A 16414-nucleotide genomic window follows, 5' to 3' on the forward strand; every position below is an offset into this window, starting at 1 on the left:
AGTTCACTCCCTAGATCAGCCGCTTCACGGCATCCAGCAAATTGCTCTGATCAAAATTGCCTTTGACGATGTAGGCGTTGGCGCCGACATCGATGCCGCGCTCGCGGTCCTCCCGCATGTCCAGCGCCGTCACCAGGACCACCGGCAGCTCGGCGAGTTTCCGGTTGGCGCGGATCTTCGAGGTCAGATCGAAGCCGTTCAGGCGCGGCATTTCCACGTCGGAGACAACCAGGTCGAAATCTTCCGCCCGCAGCAGGCTGAAGGCCTCCATGCCATCCACCGCGGTCTTCACGGCGTAACCCGCCGATTCCAGGATGCTCTTGAGCAGCATCCGCGAGGTGATCGAATCCTCGACGATCAGAATTCTCCTGGTCTTGGTGGGTAGGGCCGCACTGTCGGGGGCCGCCAGCACCGCCGCGCTCGACACCTTGCGGGCGGACTTGAGCAGGTCCGCCACATTCAGTATCGGTGCGACCAGCCCGGAGCCGAGCACCGTGGCGGCGGCGATGTTGCGCACGCGTGAAAGCGGCTTGCGCAGGGGTTTGACCAGCACTTCCTGTTCATCGAGAACCGCATCCACGGTGAACGCCACGCGCTGCTCGCCACTGCCCAGAACGAGGACCAGTGCACCGCCGGGTGCCGGGTCTTGTCGTTCCACCGGTGGCAGCTCCAGGGCATCGGCCAACCGCACCAGCGCGACCGCACGACCGTCGAATGAAATGGTTTCGCGGCCTCCGACGGTTTTGATGTCCTCGGGCCTTGCGCGAATGACACGCTCCACCTGCAAGGTCGGCAGCACCAGCTGCTGTCCGGCCGCTTCGACCAGGATGCCGCGAAACGTCGCCCGTGTCGCGGGCACAACCATGCGGAAGGTGGTTCCGAGCCCTGGACGGCTCTCGACCGAGACCTCCCCGCCGAGTTTTTCGGTCTTCTCGCGCGTGATGGCCAGCCCCAGTCCGCGTCCGGACAACTGCGTGATGATCGGACTGGTGGACACCTCGGAGCGGAATATCAGCGCCAGCGCCTCGGGTTCGACCAGCCGGGCGGCCTCTTCCGCCGACATCAACCCGTGCGTGACGGCCGAGGCTTTGACCTTGCGGGTGTCGATGCCTGCCCCATCGTCGGACAGCAGCAATTGCACCTTGCTGTCGCTGATCTGGCTCACGGCGAGCGTGATCGTCGCCCGGGCCGGTTTGCCGCGACCTGCGCGTTCGGCCGGCGCTTCGACGCCATGGTCGACGCAGTTGCGCAGGAGGTGCACAAGGGGATCCTTCATCTCCTCGAGGATGCGCTTGTCGATTTCGACGTCTTCGCCCTGAATGGTCAGATCGGCCTCCTTGCCCTGATCACGGCAGAGATCGCGCACCAGTTTCGGGAGCGGGGCTGAAATCGCGGCGAAAGGCATGAGCAGCAGTTGCTTGGAGTCCTCCAGCAAATCGTCCACGAGCTTGCCAACGGCATGGCGGTCCTGCTCCGCGGTTCGGCCCAGCGCCTCCGCCCTGCTCTCCACCATCTTGAGGTAGTCCATGCTCCAGTCAAAAAAATCCAGCAACCGCGGCAACCCCGCAGCGGAGCGCCGATCCTCGTCGGCGAGCGCCTGCTCGCGCGCCTGGCGCAGACGGTGCGCCTCGGGTTCGACCGCCGCCCAGGCCTTGCGCCAGGCACTCAAGCGCCCGGCCAGTTCCCGCAGATCGGCCGCCCGCTGACCGGCGTTCAGCTTTGCAATGAGCATTTCCTCCGATTCCAGCAGCAGCGTGTCCAGCTTGGCCACGGCGATGCGCACCGTTTCCCGGGTCGTGGTTTCTGCCGCTGCGGCGGGCGCCCCGAGCGGCACTGCTTCGATCGGGACAACAGCCTCCGGCGCCGCTCTGCTCCCGGGCGGCGAGGCTCCCGCCTGGCGCAGGGACTGGCGCAGCGATGCCAGATCGGGCGATGCGCCCGGACCGACCGAACCGGCGGGCGGGGCAAGCGTTGCCGAAATCGCGTCGAGCGTGCGGTGCAACGTGTCCAGCACGGCGGACGACGGAGCGCTTTCCCGCCGTTTCCAGGACGCGAACACGTCTTCCAGCAACTGGCACAGCGACTCGATCTCGGTGAAGTCGACCGCGCGGGCGGCACCCTTGAGGCTGTGTGCCGCGCGGAACACCGTTTCGACGGTCTTGCCCTGCGCGTCGGGCGCCGACGTTTTCTCCAGATCCAGCAAGCCGGCGCCGATCACTTGCAAATGTTCGGCGGCTTCGACCTTGAAGGTCGCGCGGAGCTGGTGGAGGAACTCCTCGTCCTGGGCGGTCATGGCTGGACCGGGCTAGACCTTGTAGCGTTCGACCATGGACTTGAGCCGCTGGCCGAGTTCATTGAGGTTGTACGCGGCGGTTTCCAGTTGCTTGGCGCTGGCCACGTTCTGGGCAGCGGCCTGCTTGATGCTCTCCATCGCGCCGGCGACTTGATCCACGCCCACCAGTTGCTGCTGGCTGGAGGCGGCAATCTGGGTCGCCGCCTGCGCCGCCTCGTTGACACTGCCCGCCAACGCCTGGATCGAGCCGCCCGCGGCTTCGGTCTGGCGGGTGCCGGCTTCCACTGCCTTGCCGCCCTCCTCGGTCGCCATCACCGCCGCACCGGTGGCCTTCTGGATGTCGCCCAGGATGGTGCGGACCTGGTTGGTGGCCTGGCGCGACTGCTCGGCCAGACTCTTGACCTCCTGCGCCACCACGCCAAAGCCCTTGCCGTGCTCGCCCGCCTTGGCCGCCTCGATGGCGGCGTTCACCGCCAGCAGGTTCGACTGCGTGGCGAGGTCCTCGACCGTGGCGATGATCTGGCCGATGGCCTGGCCCTGCTCGGACAGGCGCACCATGGCTGCCGAAATCGCGTCCATCTGCTGCCGGATGCGGTTCATGCCGGTGGTGACGCCTTCGGCGGCCAGGCGCCCGCTGCTGGAAATCTGCGCCGCCTTCTGCGCGTTGTCGGAGACCAGTCTGGCTTTCTGGCTCGCCACTTGCGCGGTCTGCCGTACTTCTTCCACCGTGGTGGTGGTCTCGCTCACCGCCGCCGCCGATTCGCTGGCGCTGGAGGCCAGCTGGCTGGTCGAGGCGACGATCTCGCTGGCCGAGGCTCCCAGCACGCTCGCCCCTTCCACCAACCCCTGAATCTGCGCACGCAGATCCTCGGACATGCGCGCGAAGGCGTTGCCGAGCACGTCTTCGGGGGATTGCGGTTTGACGGTGGTGCGCAGATCACCGGCGGCAATCTGCGAGGCCGCGTCGGCCATGGTGCGCAGCGACTGCGTCATGCGCTCGAACGCGTGCGCCAGCACGCCCACTTCATCGTTTCGGGTCTCCACCAGCAGTTTCGCGCTGAGATCGCCGACGGTGATCCGATCGGCGACGGCGGTCAGTTGCTGAAGCGGCCGTGCGATGTTGCGCGTGATCAGGAACCCGGCCAGAACCGCCAGTGACAGCGCGACGAGCGTGCCGAGGAAAACAACTCTTTTCGCATTCTCGCCATCGTTGTCTGCGACCGCCACGCGCTGCCTGAGCTGACCTTCCTCTTCGTTTCTCATCTGGTCGATCATTTCGCGGATCTGGCCCATCGTCGCCTTGCCCCGGCCGGTCAGGATGAGTTCAACGGCGGGCTGCGCGCCCTGGGCGCGGCGCAGCTCGATCGCCTCACCGGCAAAGTCGAGCCGTTTCGTGACCAGCGGCTCCAGGGCGTCGAGACGCTGCTGCTGGCGTGGGTTGCCCGTGGTCATTTTTCGAAGCTCCTGGAGGCTCGGAGCAACCTTGTTCACCGCAGCCAGATACGGCTCCAGGTAACTTTCCTCGCCGATCAACGCAAAGCTGCGCGAGCCGATCTCGACATCTTTGAGCAATGACAGCGTTTCCTCGAGATGCCTCAGCACTTCGTAGGTGTTCTGGCGCAAATCCGATGTCTCGATCAATTGGGTCGTGCTGCGATAAGAGGTCGCCCCGACCAGCACAAAAACGGCGAGCGCCAGACCGAACCCGGCAGCGATCTTGGTTCCGACATTCCATTTCATGGCGCTGGCCTCCCTTGCCTTTTTGCGTTCAATCAATTGTCCGCATCCTGATGCACCAGGATGCCCGGGTCCGTCAGAATGCGGCCGATGTCGAGCACCACCAGGCGCTCGGCGGTGATGCCCTTCAGGTATTGCGTGCCGATCCCGGTGAAGGTGGGCGGTGGTGGTTGCACGCTCCCCGCTGCAATGGTGAGCACGCCCACGCTGATGTCCGCCAACAGGCCGAGTTCGAGGTCGTTGCCACCGACGAGAATGATGCGGTGCAGATCGGTCAATCCGTTCTCGGACAGGCCGAAAAATTTCCTGATATCGAACACCGGCAGAATGCGGCCGCGCACGTTGACGATGCCGAGAACGAACGGCGGTGTGGACGGCAGCGGCGTCAGATGCTTCAACGGATGGACCTCGCGCACGTAGCGGGTTTCCACTGCGTAGCGTTCCCGGGCCAGATGGAATTCCAGCAGTTCGAGCGTCGCCTCTGTGGTTCGGGAGTTTTCCGGGGGACGTGCCAGTGCCTGCGCGCGGGCACGGAGGATCTGTCTGGCCTCGGCTGTGGCAGCCGCAGGCGAAAGGGTGTCAGCCCCGTTCGTCATGGCGAAGCTTCCATGCAGATCACCGAGTTGATGGTTTCAGCAAGCCGGCCGGCGGTGAGGCCATCCGATTCGGGCAGCGGGTCGTTCGGCTGACATTGGCGCAGCAGATGCAGGGCGTTGGCGAAATGCTTGTCGGCCTCGCGGATCTTTCCGCGGCCGCGCTCAAGATTGCCCAGGGCATAGTGCGCGAGAACAAAATTGTGGTCGAGATAAAGTGCTCGCTGCAGCGAGGTACGTGCCTGCCCGGCATCGCCTTGTTCCAGGAGAGCAACCGCGCGCAGGTAATGTGCAGCGGCGTTCAGTTTGTCGGAGGCAATCCAGCGCTCGCACCAGGTCAGCGCATCCCCCAGCTTGCCCTGGTTGGCCAGCGCGCGCGCCAGCAGGGAACAGGTCGCCGGTTCGTGCGCACGCCGTGAATGCAGGGTGAGCAGGGTGTCAACCACCTCGCCATAGCGGCCTTCTCGGTAAAGCGATTCCGCGCTGGCCAATGAACCCTGCGCCGCTTCCATCGCGCGAGGTCCGGCCCCCGCCGGATCGGTCGGTTCCGATGGCAAGGATTCATCGACCGCAGGAACAAAAAACGCCGGCGCCGGGTTGAAGGCCATCGCAGGCGGTTCAGACCGAAGTGGGACCGCGCTTTTCCGAAACAGGACCGCACCGGGAAAGTTCGCCGTCGCGAATTGCGGTTGCGGAAACAAGGTCTGTGACGCTTCGGTTGGACTCACCGCCAGCCAGCCGCCGTCGATCAGCGCGTGGTGAAGATGGTCGACCACCTTGCCCATCTGCGACGGCGTGAAGTACATCAGCACATTGCGGCAGAAGATCACATCCATGGCGTGGGTGTCGGTTGCGAGCGAGGGGTAGACGTCTTCCACCAGATTCAGGTGCGCGAAGCGCACCATCCTCTTGATCTCCGGGACAACGGCGTAGCGCCCGTCTGCGGTGCGTTTGAAATAGCGCGACCTGAGCCAGGCCGGTGCCCCGCGGAAAGACCAGTCGCCGTAGATGCCCGCAGCGGCCTTGTGCAGAAAGCGCGCGTTGATGTCGGTGGCGGTGATGGTGACGTGCCAGTCCTGCAAATCCGACAGCAACTCATGCAACAGGATCGCCAGCGAATACGGTTCCTCGCCGCTGCAGCAGGCCGCGCTCCAGATGCGCAAGCGCCGCTCGCGGCCGCGCCGGGCCCGGATCAATGGGGGCAGGATGTGCTCGGCCAGGGCTTGCAGTGTGGGTTGGTCCCGGAAAAAGTAGGTTTCGCCGATCGTGAAGTGGTTTGCCAGCACCTGCAGTTGCCCTTGGGTCGGCGGCGCCGACAACAGCCAGTCGATGCATGCCGCGGGGTCCGTCAGGCCGAATTCCTGCGCCGCATCGGCCAGGCCGCGCTGCAGATCGTCCCAACGCTCGCATGGGAAGTGCAGCCCCATGCGCCTGGCGATGAAATCGCTGAGTCGCGACCACTGCGCGTCCTGGACCGGGGCCGGCATCATCCGTCCTGCGCCATGGCCACGTCGAGGGCGCGGGCCTCATCCAGCGAGAGAAACGTCTCCAGGTCGTGGATCAGGATCAGGCCATCGTCGAGTTTCACCACGCCCTCCAGGTGGTCGGTGCCGGGGAGGATGTCTGCGGCATCCACCAACTGCTGCTCGGCATAGGCCATCACCCCGATCACGGCGTCGACCACCAAAGCGACCGGCCGTCGTGTCGTGTGGGCGACCACGATCTGATCGCTCAGAGCAAACTCGCGCCCGGGCAGGCGGAACCGGTGGCGCAGGTTCACGACCGCCACCAGCCGGCCGTGCACATTGATGAGTCCGAGGACAATCGCGGGCGCATCGGGTAACGGGGTGATCTCGACGATGCGCGTGGCGCGCTCCACCGAGGCCAACGGCAGGCCGTAGCGCTGGTCGTCAAGGGTGAAGACGACAAGCTGGTGCGGAGTGTCCATCGCTTTCATGGAATGCCCGTTCAACATCTAATTCAAAGGCAGGCGCGTCGTGAAAACACGAGCAGCCGGCATCGCGTGAATTTCAATCCCCCCGGAGAAACGTGGCTCCGACAATCAACTTTGAAGGCAGTGTATCGGCAAAGGAGGAGCGCCGCTCGTTCTTGTGGGAGGAGCGCCAGCGGCTGTCAGTGGCCAACCTCACGCGGGCCGACGCCGCCGAATTCCTGCGGCGGTGCCGCTGCCGTCGAGGAGCCGGCCCGCATGCCGGCAAGTCGTGGTCAGCAGCCCCTGGCAGGCACAATAGTTGCTGCGCTATGCGGGGAAACACCGGTCCCCATCGGTCGTGACGCGGGCAGGGCGAGATTTACAATGCGAGTGCCCGCCGCTGCCATCTTCACAACGGCATCCAAACGAAAGCTTCTTCATGAAAAATCTCCTTCTCTCCCTGAGCCTGATTGGCGCCGCCGCCCTGGTTGGTTGCGGCAAGACCGAAACTCCAGCGCCCGAGGCTGCCCCTGCGCCTGCACCGGTTGCTGCCCCGGCTGCGGCGCCTGCACCGGCCGAGTTGCCTGAACTCAAGGTTGCGATCGACCCGACCTACGAACCCTTCACCTTCAAGACCGCGGATGGAAAGCCCACCGGCTTTGACGTTGACATCGCAGAAGCGCTGTGCAACGAAATCAAACGCAAATGCGTTTACGTCGAACAAGTCTGGGACAGCATGATCCCCGGCCTGCAAGCCAAGAAGTACGACGCCATCATCAGCTCGATGTCGATCACCGAAGAGCGCCAGCAGGTCGTGGACTTCACCGACAAGTACTATTTCACGCCCAGCCGCATCGTCGTCAAGACTGGCACACCATTCACCGACGTCGCCTCCCTCAAGGGCAAGAAAATCGGCGTGCTCAAAGGCAGCACGCAAGAGAAGTACGCCATGGGTGAACTCAAGGCCGCAGGCGTGAGCGTGGTTCCCTACGAAGCCCAGGACCAGGTCTACCTGGACATCAAGTCCGGCCGTCTGGACGGCACGGTGGCTGACCAGGTTGAAGTCAATGGCGGCTTCCTGAGCAAGCCTGAAGGCGCCGGCTACGGCTTCGTGGGCCCCGTGCTCGCGGATGCGAAGTACTTCGGCACCGGCGTTGGCGTGGCCCTGCGCAAAGGCGAGACCGCTCTCAAGGATGAGTTGAACGCCGCCATCAAGTCCATTCGCTCCAACGGCGTCTACGAGACGGTCAGCAAGAAATACTTCGACTTCGACGTGTACGGCAACTAAGCTGTAGCGTGCTGTCCGGCTACTTCGCCTCGATCCTGCAGGGCGCCCTCCTCACGGTGGGCGTTTCACTGGCCGCTCTGGTGGTGGCCATTCTGCTGGGTCTGCTTGGCGCGGTGGCCAAACTCTCGGGCCGCCCCATTCTCGTGGGGCTGGCCACCGTCTACACCACGCTGGTGCGTGGCATTCCCGAGTTGGTGCTCATGCTGCTGATCTTCTATGGCGGCACCATCGGACTCAACAACCTGCTCGAATCGATGGGCAGCAAATCCTCGGTCGACATCAACCCGTTCCTGGCGGGCATGCTCACCATCGGTTTCATTTATGGCGCCTACATGACGGAGACCTTCCGTGGTGCCATCCTCTCGATCCCGAAGGGGCAGATGGAAGCTGCGTGGGCGTTCGGCATGGGCCCTGTGCGCACCTTCTTGCGCATCACCGCCCCACAAATGGTGCGCTACGCCCTGCCCGGCTTCACCAACAACTGGTTGGTGCTGATCAAAGCCACCGCCCTCATCAGCCTGATCGGTTTGCAGGAGATGACCTACCTGGCCAAACAGGCCAGCGCGGCCACCCGCGAGCCCTTCACCTTTTTCCTGTTTGCCGCTGCGTTGTTCCTGGTCTACACCTCCGTGTCGCTGTGGGCGCTGCGCTGGCTGGACCGACGCTTCAGCTTGGGCGTGAAGCGCGCCAACACCTGAGCACCAGCCATGAGATGGGACGTCATCTTTCAGCCCAGCACGCTGGCCATGTATGGCGAGGGCCTCATCACCACAGTGTGGTTGCTGCTCTCGTCCTTGGGCGTGGGCACGGTGCTCGCCGTGCTGTTCGCGCTGGCATTGACGAGTTCGGTGGCGCCGCTGCGCTGGCTCGTCGGTGCCTACACCTACGTCATCCGCGGCACGCCGCTGCTGATTCAGCTCTACATGATTTATTACGGTCTCGCGCAACTGGACTGGATCCAGGAGCGCTGGAACGACGTCTGGCCCTGGACGCACTTCAAGGAGCCGTTCTTCTGCGCGTTGCTCGCCTTCAGCCTGAACACCGCCGGCTACACCGCCGAGATGCTGGCGGGGGCAATCCGGGAAACCGCCGCCGGTGAAATCGAGGCCGCGCAGGCCATGGGCATGAGCTCAGCCACGGCGATGCGTCGCATCGTGCTGCCCAGCGCCATTCGCCGCACCCTCCCGGCCTACAGCAACGAGGTGGTGATGATGCTGCACGCCACCAGTCTGGCCAGCACCGTGCCCGCCATGCTGGATGTGACCGCCGCCGCCAGCCGCATCTACTCCGACTTCTACCTGCCCTTCGAGGCCTACATTTTTGCGGCCGCGATCTACCTCACCATCACGTTCAGCCTGGTGGGCGCCTTCAAGCTTGCCGAGCGTCGCTTCCTGGCCCACCTGGCGCCCCGCGGACATTGAGGGCCGCGGCCTCAGTCGAACCATGCAACGCACCGAATACCCCCTGCTCAGCCCAAGCCTGGGCAGTCAGAAGACCTTGGTAGGTTTTCACTTTGGCACGCCCGGCGCTCGTCCCAAGGTCTACATACAGGCCAGCCTGCACGCCGAAGAACTGCCTGGCATGCTGGTCGCGCACCACTTGCGCGAGCGGCTGGAAGAGGCCGAAAAGGCGGGGTTCCTGCTGGGCGAGGTCATCGTGGTCCCGGCGGCCAACCCGATCGGCCTGAGCCAGCGACTGGACCACCGCGCCATGGGCCGTTTCGAGTTCGACACGGCACAGAATTTCAACCGCCACTACCCGGACATGGCCGCCGCCGTGCTGACCGACGCCAGTTCCCGCATGGGCCCCGACGCGCACGCCAACGTGGCCACGGTGCGCAAACTGGTGGGTGAGTGGCTCACCCAGTGGCAGCCCGCCAGCGAGCTCGACAGCATGCGCCGACGGTTGCTGCTGCTCTCTCACGACGCGGACCTGGTGCTCGACCTCCACTGCGACAACGACGCGGTGATGCACCTCTACAGCGAGGAGGCCTGCTGGCCGCCGTTCGAGCCGCTGGCGCGCTTGCTCGGCTGCCAGGCCGTGCTGCTGGCACGCGAGTCTGGCGGCGGGCCGTTCGACGAGCGCCTCTCGGGTCTGTGGTGGCAGTTGGCCGCTGCGCTGCGCGCCCAAGGCGTGAAGGCCCCTCTGCCCCAGGCATGTGCCAGCACCACGGTGGAGCTGCGTGGCGAGGCGGACGTGTCACACGACATCGCCCGGCAGGACGCGCAGGCGATCTTCGCTTTCCTGGAACACACAGGCGCCCTGGCTGCCGCCGCGCCGCGCGCGCTGCCGCCCATGGCTTGCAAGCCGACGCCGCTGGCGGGCTCGCAGACGCTGCGTTCACCGGTACCCGGTGTGTTGGTGTTTCTGGCAAAACCAGGCTCCCACCTGGACGTGGGCGACGTGGTGGCCGAGGTGATCGACCCCACGGCCGCTGGACCTGCACGGGTGCATGAGGTGCGCTCCGAGGTCTCGGGTGTGCTGTATGCCAGCGTGCGCGAACGCTATATCGTTGCAGGCGGTGAAGTCGGCAAGATCGCCGGCGCCACACCGTTCCGCTCAGGCGATCTGCTGGGCGCCTGAGTTTCCATCTCCATCGGGCACTGAACATGACTGCTGACTCCACCACCACCCGAACGCCCGGTCGGCCCTTGCTGGAGGTCCAGGACATCCACAAGCGCTTTGGCTCCAATGAGGTTCTCAAAGGCGTGTCGCTTCAGGCCCGCGCTGGCGATGTGATCAGCCTGATCGGCAGTTCGGGTTCGGGCAAGAGCACGCTGCTGCGTTGCATCAACCTGCTGGAGAACCCCAACACCGGTCGCATCATCCTGGCTGGCGAAGAGCTGCAGCTCAAGGCGGACAAACGCGGCGAGTTGCGCGCGGTCAATGCTGCCCAGTTGCAGCGCCTGCGCACCAAGCTGGCCATGGTGTTCCAGCACTTCAACCTCTGGGCCCACATGACGGTGCTGCAGAACATCATTGAAGCGCCGGTGCATGTGCTGGGCATCCCGAAGGACAAAGCGGTGGAGACCGCGCGCCGCTACCTGGAACGCGTGGGCCTGCGGGGCGTGGAAGACCGTTATCCCTCGCACATGAGTGGCGGTCAGCAGCAGCGTGTGGCGATCGCGCGCGCGCTGGCCGTGGAGCCCGACGTGATGCTGTTCGACGAGCCCACCAGCGCACTCGACCCCGAACTGGTGGGCGAGGTGCTGCGCGTGATGAAGCTGTTGGCCGAAGAAGGCCGCACCATGGTGGTGGTCACGCACGAAATGGGCTTCGCACGCGAGGTGTCCTCGCACCTGATCTTCCTGCACAAGGGCTGCATCGAAGAACAGGGTGTGCCCGCCGAGGTGCTGGCCCGACCCAAGAGCGAGCGCCTCGCTCAGTTCCTCTCAGGCAACTTGAAGTAACGCACCCTTCTTCAGGGTGTCAGCTCGAGCGTGGAAGTCCACTCGCCGGGTTTCATGGTGAGCGCCCGGTACTCCACTGCCGACCAGGTCTTGCTCATGTCGCGGTAGCGGCCTGAAAACACGTTGCCGCTCTGCCCGGTCTGGTAGATGAACCGGGAGTTGTCCATGTCGGCCAGGTCGTAGATGGCGCGCAGGCTGGCTGCGTGCCGGTTGGCAAACGGCGCATCGGCCTTGTCCAGGTGGTACTGCCCCACATTGATCGTGAATGGGTCGCCGCCCGTGGGCGATCGCACCTCGAAGAACGGCGCCAGCGGCTTGACGTTGCTCATCGGCCGGTGGATGGAGATGGCCGGGTGGGCGTCGGCCCAGCGCCAGTTGGCCACGTTGTCGCCCTGCTTCACCCGCAACTGATCGAGCGCGCGATCCAGCGCCCGTGTGCTCGCCGCCTCGCAACCTGCCGCGCCGCACCACGCGGTGTTGTTGCGCTCCAGAATGTCCTCGATCGCAGCGCGAAACAGGCGCTTGCCGTACATGGACTCAAAGCGTGCCTGCCCCAGGCGCTCACCCAACACCTGGCGCGTGAAGGCATCCACCCACGCCGTGTAGATCAAGGGTGCCGCCAGCTCGCCCCGCATCTCTCCGTTGAATCCCTTGAGTTGTGCCTGCGCTGCAGCGGCCAGCGGGTGGTTCGACGGGGTCTTTTGCAGGAATGGCAGCAGGCGCACCGTGGCGGCCGACTGAAGATCGCCGTGCATGGCCTGAAACGACGCCACCGTGTGCTGCGGCGTGGCCTGCAACAGCGCTTCGATGCGTTCCTGCCGGTACGACGGCGCCCAATCCTGCGTGAGGAAGTGGGGGTAGTCGGCGGCGTGGATGCGCTGGTTGGCGGTGGCGATCCAGCCGCGTTCACCCGCGTCCTGCGGCGTGTCCTCAAAGGGCAGCCAGCCGGCCCAGTCATACCGCGCCTCCCAGCCCGGCGCCGGGGCCACGCCGCGGATGTCGTTGTCCGGCGCCCTGACGGGGATCTTGCCCACGGCCTTGTAGGCAATCACGCCGGTTCGATCCGCCATCAACGCGTTCTGCATCGGCGAATGGAAATCGGCAAACGCCTTCGTCAGATCGGCGACCGACTGCGCGCGGTTCGACTCGATCGTGGCCACCACGTTGCGGTTGTCGGTATCGAGTGCGCTCCAGCGCAAGGCGAGCACAAAACGGCTGGTGTCGATGACCTCGCCGTGGCGCGCCTGTGCGTCGCTGAGCACCGGGCCGTGGCGTGTGCTGCGCACCATGTGGCTCACGTCGGGCTGGCCCTTCACGCGGATGGTTTCCATGCGCAGGGCGAAGTCGGCCCAGACCGGCTCGGCGGTGCTGCCCGGCACCCGGTACTGCGCCGGGTTGGCCGGGTTGATCTGCTCGATGTAGAGGTCTTGCACGTCGGGCCCGGTGTTGGTGAACCCCCAGGCGACCTGCTCGGTGCGCCCCAGCACCACGAACGGCGTGCCGGGCAAGGTGGCGCCGATCACGTCCATGCCCTTGACGCCGTCCGCATCGGGCGCCTGCAAGCGCGCGAAATACCAGATGGCCGGCGCGCTCAACCCCAGGTGCGGATCGTTGGCCAGCAAGGGCATGCCGGTCTTGCTGCGCGCACCCGACACCACCCAGTTGTTGGAACCCTTGCCTTCGATGTTGCCCAGCTCGTTCGCCCAGCGCTGCATGTCGCGGCCAATGAGCGCGGCCATGCTTTGCGACTGTTCGGGCCTGGCCGACGAGGTGGTGGTCGGCGCGCTTCGATACAGCCCGAGGTTCCGGTACAGGGCGGCCAGGTCGGCCGTGGCCGCGGGCTGCTCACCGGGATACGGGGGAAACAGTTCCCACAACGCCGGCGTGTCGATGGTTTGCAAGGCGGTGAGTCGCGCGAATTCGTTGCCCCAGTTGCCACCAAGGTCCAGCGCCATCATGAGCGACCAGCCCACGCTGTCCAGCGGATCCCAATAGCGTCCGGCTCGGGCTTCGGCGCCGGGATCCACACCCAGCAAGACGAACTCGGGCGACAGTGCCTGGGAACTGTTGGCGAAGAACGCATTGACCCCTTCGCTGTAGGCCTCCAGAGCCAGGCGCGCATCGGCGGGCAAGCCCGCCCACTGCCGCTTCGCGGCCTCGCGGATCCCCAGCGTGCGCATGAGCTTGTCGGTCTCCAGGGTGGCAGGGCCGAGCACTTCGGAGAGCGCACCGCGCATCACGCGCCGGTTGAATTCCAGTTGCCAGCCGCGCTCCTGCGCATGCACATAACCCATGGCCTTCCAGGCATCGGTCGGCCGGCTGGCCAGGATGTGTGTCACATCGCTGGCATCGCGGTGCACCTTCACCGGCGCGCTCAGACCGCTCAACTGCAGTGATCCATTCATCCTCGGCAGGCTGCTCTGCGCATAGTAGGCGGCCACGACCGCCGCGGCGACCAGCAGCACGACCAGGAGTTTGAAGAAGCGTTTGATCCAGCGCATGGTGTCTCCTGCGTGTTTTTTTGGAAGGCCGTCCACGGTCTGTGCCGCGGTGGTTGCCGCAGCCGGTTGGCCGACGGTCAGTTCGAAGGGGGAGTGCGCCCAAGCACCATGTTGCCGTTGACCAGCTTGAAGCTGACCGTGGGCGCACTGAAATCGGTGAACGGCGCACCCAGCGCGATCTCGCCGTCGCTGTGCAGCATGCATTCCTGTCGGCGCAGCGCGATCACGTTGTCAGCCCCCGCAAAGCGCACCCAGGTGCCGTAGCTGCTGACGTCTTCGAGCACATAGTTGCCGGAGCGGATGTCGATGCTGGTGTGCATCCGCGAAACGCGTGGATCACTGACCACGAAGTCGGCTTCGGGCACACGCCCGATCTTCAAGGGCAACTCGGTCACGCCGAAGCTGCGGTTGGTGTCCAGCCAGGCCAGTTCGATCCCGCCCATGCCCACGTCCTTGGGCGGCAGAAGGGCATGGAGGTCGGCGGGCAAGGTCAGGAACTCGGAGAGCATTTCCGGCTGCCATTCAATGCGAAACACCTCACAGGGTTCCGTGCGGCCCTTGATCCGGATGGGCCCCAGGCTGCGGCTGCGCACCGGGGTGCGGGCACCCAGTTCGCGCACCACGTTGTCCGTCGCCAGAATCTGTTCTGCACCCGCCAGATCGCTCAGACGCGAAGCGAGGTTGACGGCATCACCGAAGCAGTCGCCATCGACCACCACGACCTGGCCTCGCGCCATGCCGATCTGCATCATGAGTTTGAGGCGGTTGGGCCACTGAACCACGCGCTTGGCGTGTTCCTGCTGGATCTGGACCATGGCCTCCACCGCCAGGCGGTTGCTGGAGAAAGACAGCAAGACACCGTCGCCCAACATTTTCACGACCACACCGCCGTGTTCCATGCCCGTGGCACCGATCCACTGGGTGAGCTTGGTCACCACCATCGTGGCGCGGTCGTTTCCCAGTGTTTCAAACACCGAAACGCTCCCCGTCAAATCCACGAACGCAATTGTCAGTTCAGCCATAGAGCAAAAGAATATCGGCTGGATTAAAGCACAGGCCTCCGGCGACGCCTTGTCACGAACAAACACACTCGTGCGAGATCTTTTGCGGGGGTTGTTGCGTTCATGGCAAACGCTGGACCAGCAAGGTATTAATCCAGAATCGCATGTTTATCCGGAATTGATACAAAAGGTACTACAAACCTAAAGCAGGAGATAAAAATATCGCCGTAAACCTTTGATTTGAATGTTGTTTTTGCAAAGGTAAATGACGTACGGGATTGCACGATCAGTGTGAGTGAACGTATCCTAGACACGGATTCATATAAAAGTCGTTGAGGACACCCCCATGCGCTGGTTCAAACCCGGTATTCGCAACAGCATTTCTGCCCTTCTGGGGCCGGAAGTCCATCGGGATCCGGGCGAGGCGCTTGAGCCGGTGCGAAAGGCAATGCTGGATGTGCTGGGCGAAGATGGCGCACAGATCAATCCCCAGTTGGTACGACGCCTCAAGTACCTCCACGATCCCCACGCGCTGTGGTTTGCTCGGGCCGAAATGGTCGCCGTCTTGAGCCAGCTGTATGGCGAGGCGCTGGCGGTGCACCGGGTTCAAAGCCTGTCGCCGGTATTTCAGGGCCTCGTGCCCAAAAGTCTGATCAATTCCTCCCGCCTGCGCACCCGTTGAGCTCAGCCCGGCGAACATCGCTGCGGCCGCGTCAACCCCAGTAGATCAGGGCATCACGCCCTTCCACCATCAGGTCAACTTTCTGCCCCACGGGCAGCAGCACCTTGGTCGGCACATGGCCGAACGGCAGGCCGGTGAACACAGGCGTCTTCGTCTGGCTCCGCAACCAGTCCACCACGGTCTGCAGCTTGAAGCCTCGGTCGTAGCCGGGCACCAGCTTGAATCGGTTGAACGATCCCATCAGCACCGCTTTCTGCCGGCCCAGGATGCCCGCGTTGAGCAGCTGCGTGAGCTGTCGCTCGATGCGGTAAGGGTGTTCGTTGGTGTCTTCCAGGAACAGGATGCCTCCGGTGATGGCAGGCAGGTAGGGCGTGCCGACCAGAGCGCAGATCACGTTGAGGTTGCCGCCCCACAAGGTGGCCGAGCGAACCCGCAGGGCGGGCTGCGCACCGGCCTTGCCGGGCTTCATGGATGCCACGTCGGTGGCGGGCAGCCGCCAGCCTGCGCCCTCGCCTTGCCCGATCATCAGATCGTCAAAACACGCTTCCATGATGTCGTCCGGCGCTTCGGCGCCGAAGTCCTCGCCCAGTGCCGGACCAGCCCACGTGCACGCACCGGTCCTGGCCAGCACGGCCATCTGCAGGGCGGTGAAATCGCTCAGGCCCACAAACCGGGTGCCGCCTTCAACGGCCTTGGCGATCTTCTTGAAGGGCAGCTCGCCCAGGATGCGCGTGAGCCCGTACCCTCCCCGGGAAATCAGCGCCACATCGGCGCCACTGGCGGCCGCACGGCCGATCGCGGCCAGGCGCGTGGCGTCGTCGCCGGCAAAGCGCATGTGGCTGGACAGGGCCGCCTCGTCGATCTCCACTTCATGCCCCAGCGCCTTGAGCCGGGCCACGCCGCGGCGGAACGCGGCCTTGTCGCGCACCGCGCTGGAGGGGGAGTAGATGTAGATGTGGCTCATGGGTTCGGGGCG

15 protein-coding genes are annotated in these 16414 nt (G+C 64.7%); 7 read left to right on the forward strand and 8 right to left on the reverse strand.

Translation table 11 applies throughout. The features are described 5' to 3' along the window. Positions 1-10: 10 nt before the first annotated feature. From V6M63_RS02530 to V6M63_RS02550, 5 genes are read right to left on the reverse strand one after another with little or no spacing between them, the layout of a single operon-like run. Positions 11-2293, reverse strand: coding sequence for a hybrid sensor histidine kinase/response regulator (locus V6M63_RS02530; protein ID WP_332739112.1), 2283 nt, complete (start codon positions 2291-2293; stop codon positions 11-13). A 12-nt stretch (positions 2294-2305) separates the two neighbouring features. Further along, a complete protein-coding gene (locus tag V6M63_RS02535; RefSeq protein ID WP_332739113.1) occupies positions 2306-4033 on the reverse strand; it encodes a methyl-accepting chemotaxis protein in 1728 nt (575 codons plus the stop codon). A 32-nt stretch (positions 4034-4065) separates the two neighbouring features. After that, positions 4066-4626 (reverse strand): chemotaxis protein CheW, encoded by a 561-nt coding sequence (locus tag V6M63_RS02540; RefSeq protein ID WP_332739115.1) that lies wholly within the window; start codon positions 4624-4626, stop codon positions 4066-4068. Beyond that, positions 4623-6110 (reverse strand): CheR family methyltransferase, encoded by a 1488-nt coding sequence (locus V6M63_RS02545; RefSeq protein WP_332739117.1) that lies wholly within the window; start codon positions 6108-6110, stop codon positions 4623-4625. Before V6M63_RS02545 ends, V6M63_RS02540 begins: the two co-directional genes overlap by 4 nt. Continuing rightward, a complete protein-coding gene (locus V6M63_RS02550) occupies positions 6110-6571 on the reverse strand; it encodes a chemotaxis protein CheW (RefSeq protein ID WP_332739119.1) in 462 nt (153 codons plus the stop codon). The genes V6M63_RS02545 and V6M63_RS02550 overlap by 1 nt, the downstream gene beginning before the upstream one ends. Before the next feature lie 424 nt (positions 6572-6995). On the opposite strand from V6M63_RS02550, the gene V6M63_RS02555 reads away from it, so the two are divergent. The 5 genes from V6M63_RS02555 to V6M63_RS02575 are packed head-to-tail and all read left to right on the forward strand — an operon-like array spanning position 6996 to position 11254. Next, on the forward strand, positions 6996-7844 hold the full coding sequence (locus tag V6M63_RS02555; RefSeq protein WP_332739121.1) for an ABC transporter substrate-binding protein: 849 nt from the start codon (positions 6996-6998) through the stop codon (positions 7842-7844). Positions 7845-7855: 11 nt separating this feature from the next. Next, complete coding sequence (locus V6M63_RS02560) at positions 7856-8542, forward strand: ABC transporter permease (RefSeq protein ID WP_332739214.1); 687 nt, start codon at positions 7856-7858, stop codon at positions 8540-8542. A 9-nt stretch (positions 8543-8551) separates the two neighbouring features. Further along, complete coding sequence (locus V6M63_RS02565) at positions 8552-9265, forward strand: ABC transporter permease (protein ID WP_332739123.1); 714 nt, start codon at positions 8552-8554, stop codon at positions 9263-9265. Positions 9266-9287: 22 nt separating this feature from the next. Continuing rightward, positions 9288-10427: a succinylglutamate desuccinylase/aspartoacylase family protein gene (locus tag V6M63_RS02570; RefSeq protein ID WP_332739125.1), complete on the forward strand. Its 1140-nt coding sequence runs from the start codon at positions 9288-9290 to the stop codon at positions 10425-10427. Positions 10428-10453: 26 nt separating this feature from the next. Beyond that, positions 10454-11254 (forward strand): ABC transporter ATP-binding protein, encoded by an 801-nt coding sequence (locus V6M63_RS02575; protein ID WP_332739127.1) that lies wholly within the window; start codon positions 10454-10456, stop codon positions 11252-11254. Positions 11255-11265: 11 nt separating this feature from the next. Here the strand turns inward: V6M63_RS02575 and V6M63_RS02580 are convergent, their stop codons facing one another. Together V6M63_RS02580 and V6M63_RS02585 are read right to left on the reverse strand one after the other, a co-directional pair. Further along, positions 11266-13755 carry a penicillin acylase family protein gene (locus V6M63_RS02580; RefSeq protein WP_332739129.1) on the reverse strand — a complete coding sequence of 830 codons (2490 nt, stop codon included), beginning with the start codon at positions 13753-13755 and terminating at the stop codon, positions 11266-11268. A gap of 77 nt (positions 13756-13832) precedes the next feature. After that, positions 13833-14777, reverse strand: coding sequence for an adenylate/guanylate cyclase domain-containing protein (locus V6M63_RS02585; protein ID WP_332739131.1), 945 nt, complete (start codon positions 14775-14777; stop codon positions 13833-13835). On the opposite strand from V6M63_RS02585, the gene V6M63_RS02590 reads away from it, so the two are divergent. Both V6M63_RS02590 and V6M63_RS02595 read left to right on the forward strand, forming a co-directional pair. Then, on the forward strand, positions 14683-14961 hold the full coding sequence (locus V6M63_RS02590; RefSeq protein ID WP_332739216.1) for a hypothetical protein: 279 nt from the start codon (positions 14683-14685) through the stop codon (positions 14959-14961). The genes V6M63_RS02585 and V6M63_RS02590 overlap by 95 nt on opposite strands. A 141-nt stretch (positions 14962-15102) precedes the next feature. Next, on the forward strand, positions 15103-15438 hold the full coding sequence (locus V6M63_RS02595) for a hypothetical protein (RefSeq protein ID WP_332739133.1): 336 nt from the start codon (positions 15103-15105) through the stop codon (positions 15436-15438). Between the two features lie 31 nt (positions 15439-15469). Here V6M63_RS02595 and V6M63_RS02600 read toward each other — a convergent pair whose 3' ends face one another. Then, the gene (locus V6M63_RS02600; RefSeq protein ID WP_332739135.1) at positions 15470-16402 is read right to left on the reverse strand and encodes an LD-carboxypeptidase; all 933 of its coding nucleotides are present in this window, start codon (positions 16400-16402) and stop codon (positions 15470-15472) included. Positions 16403-16414: the final 12 nt, after the last annotated feature.

The organism is Hydrogenophaga sp. (assembly GCF_036675665.1).
In the GTDB taxonomy this organism is placed as follows: domain Bacteria; phylum Pseudomonadota; class Gammaproteobacteria; order Burkholderiales; family Burkholderiaceae_C; genus Hydrogenophaga.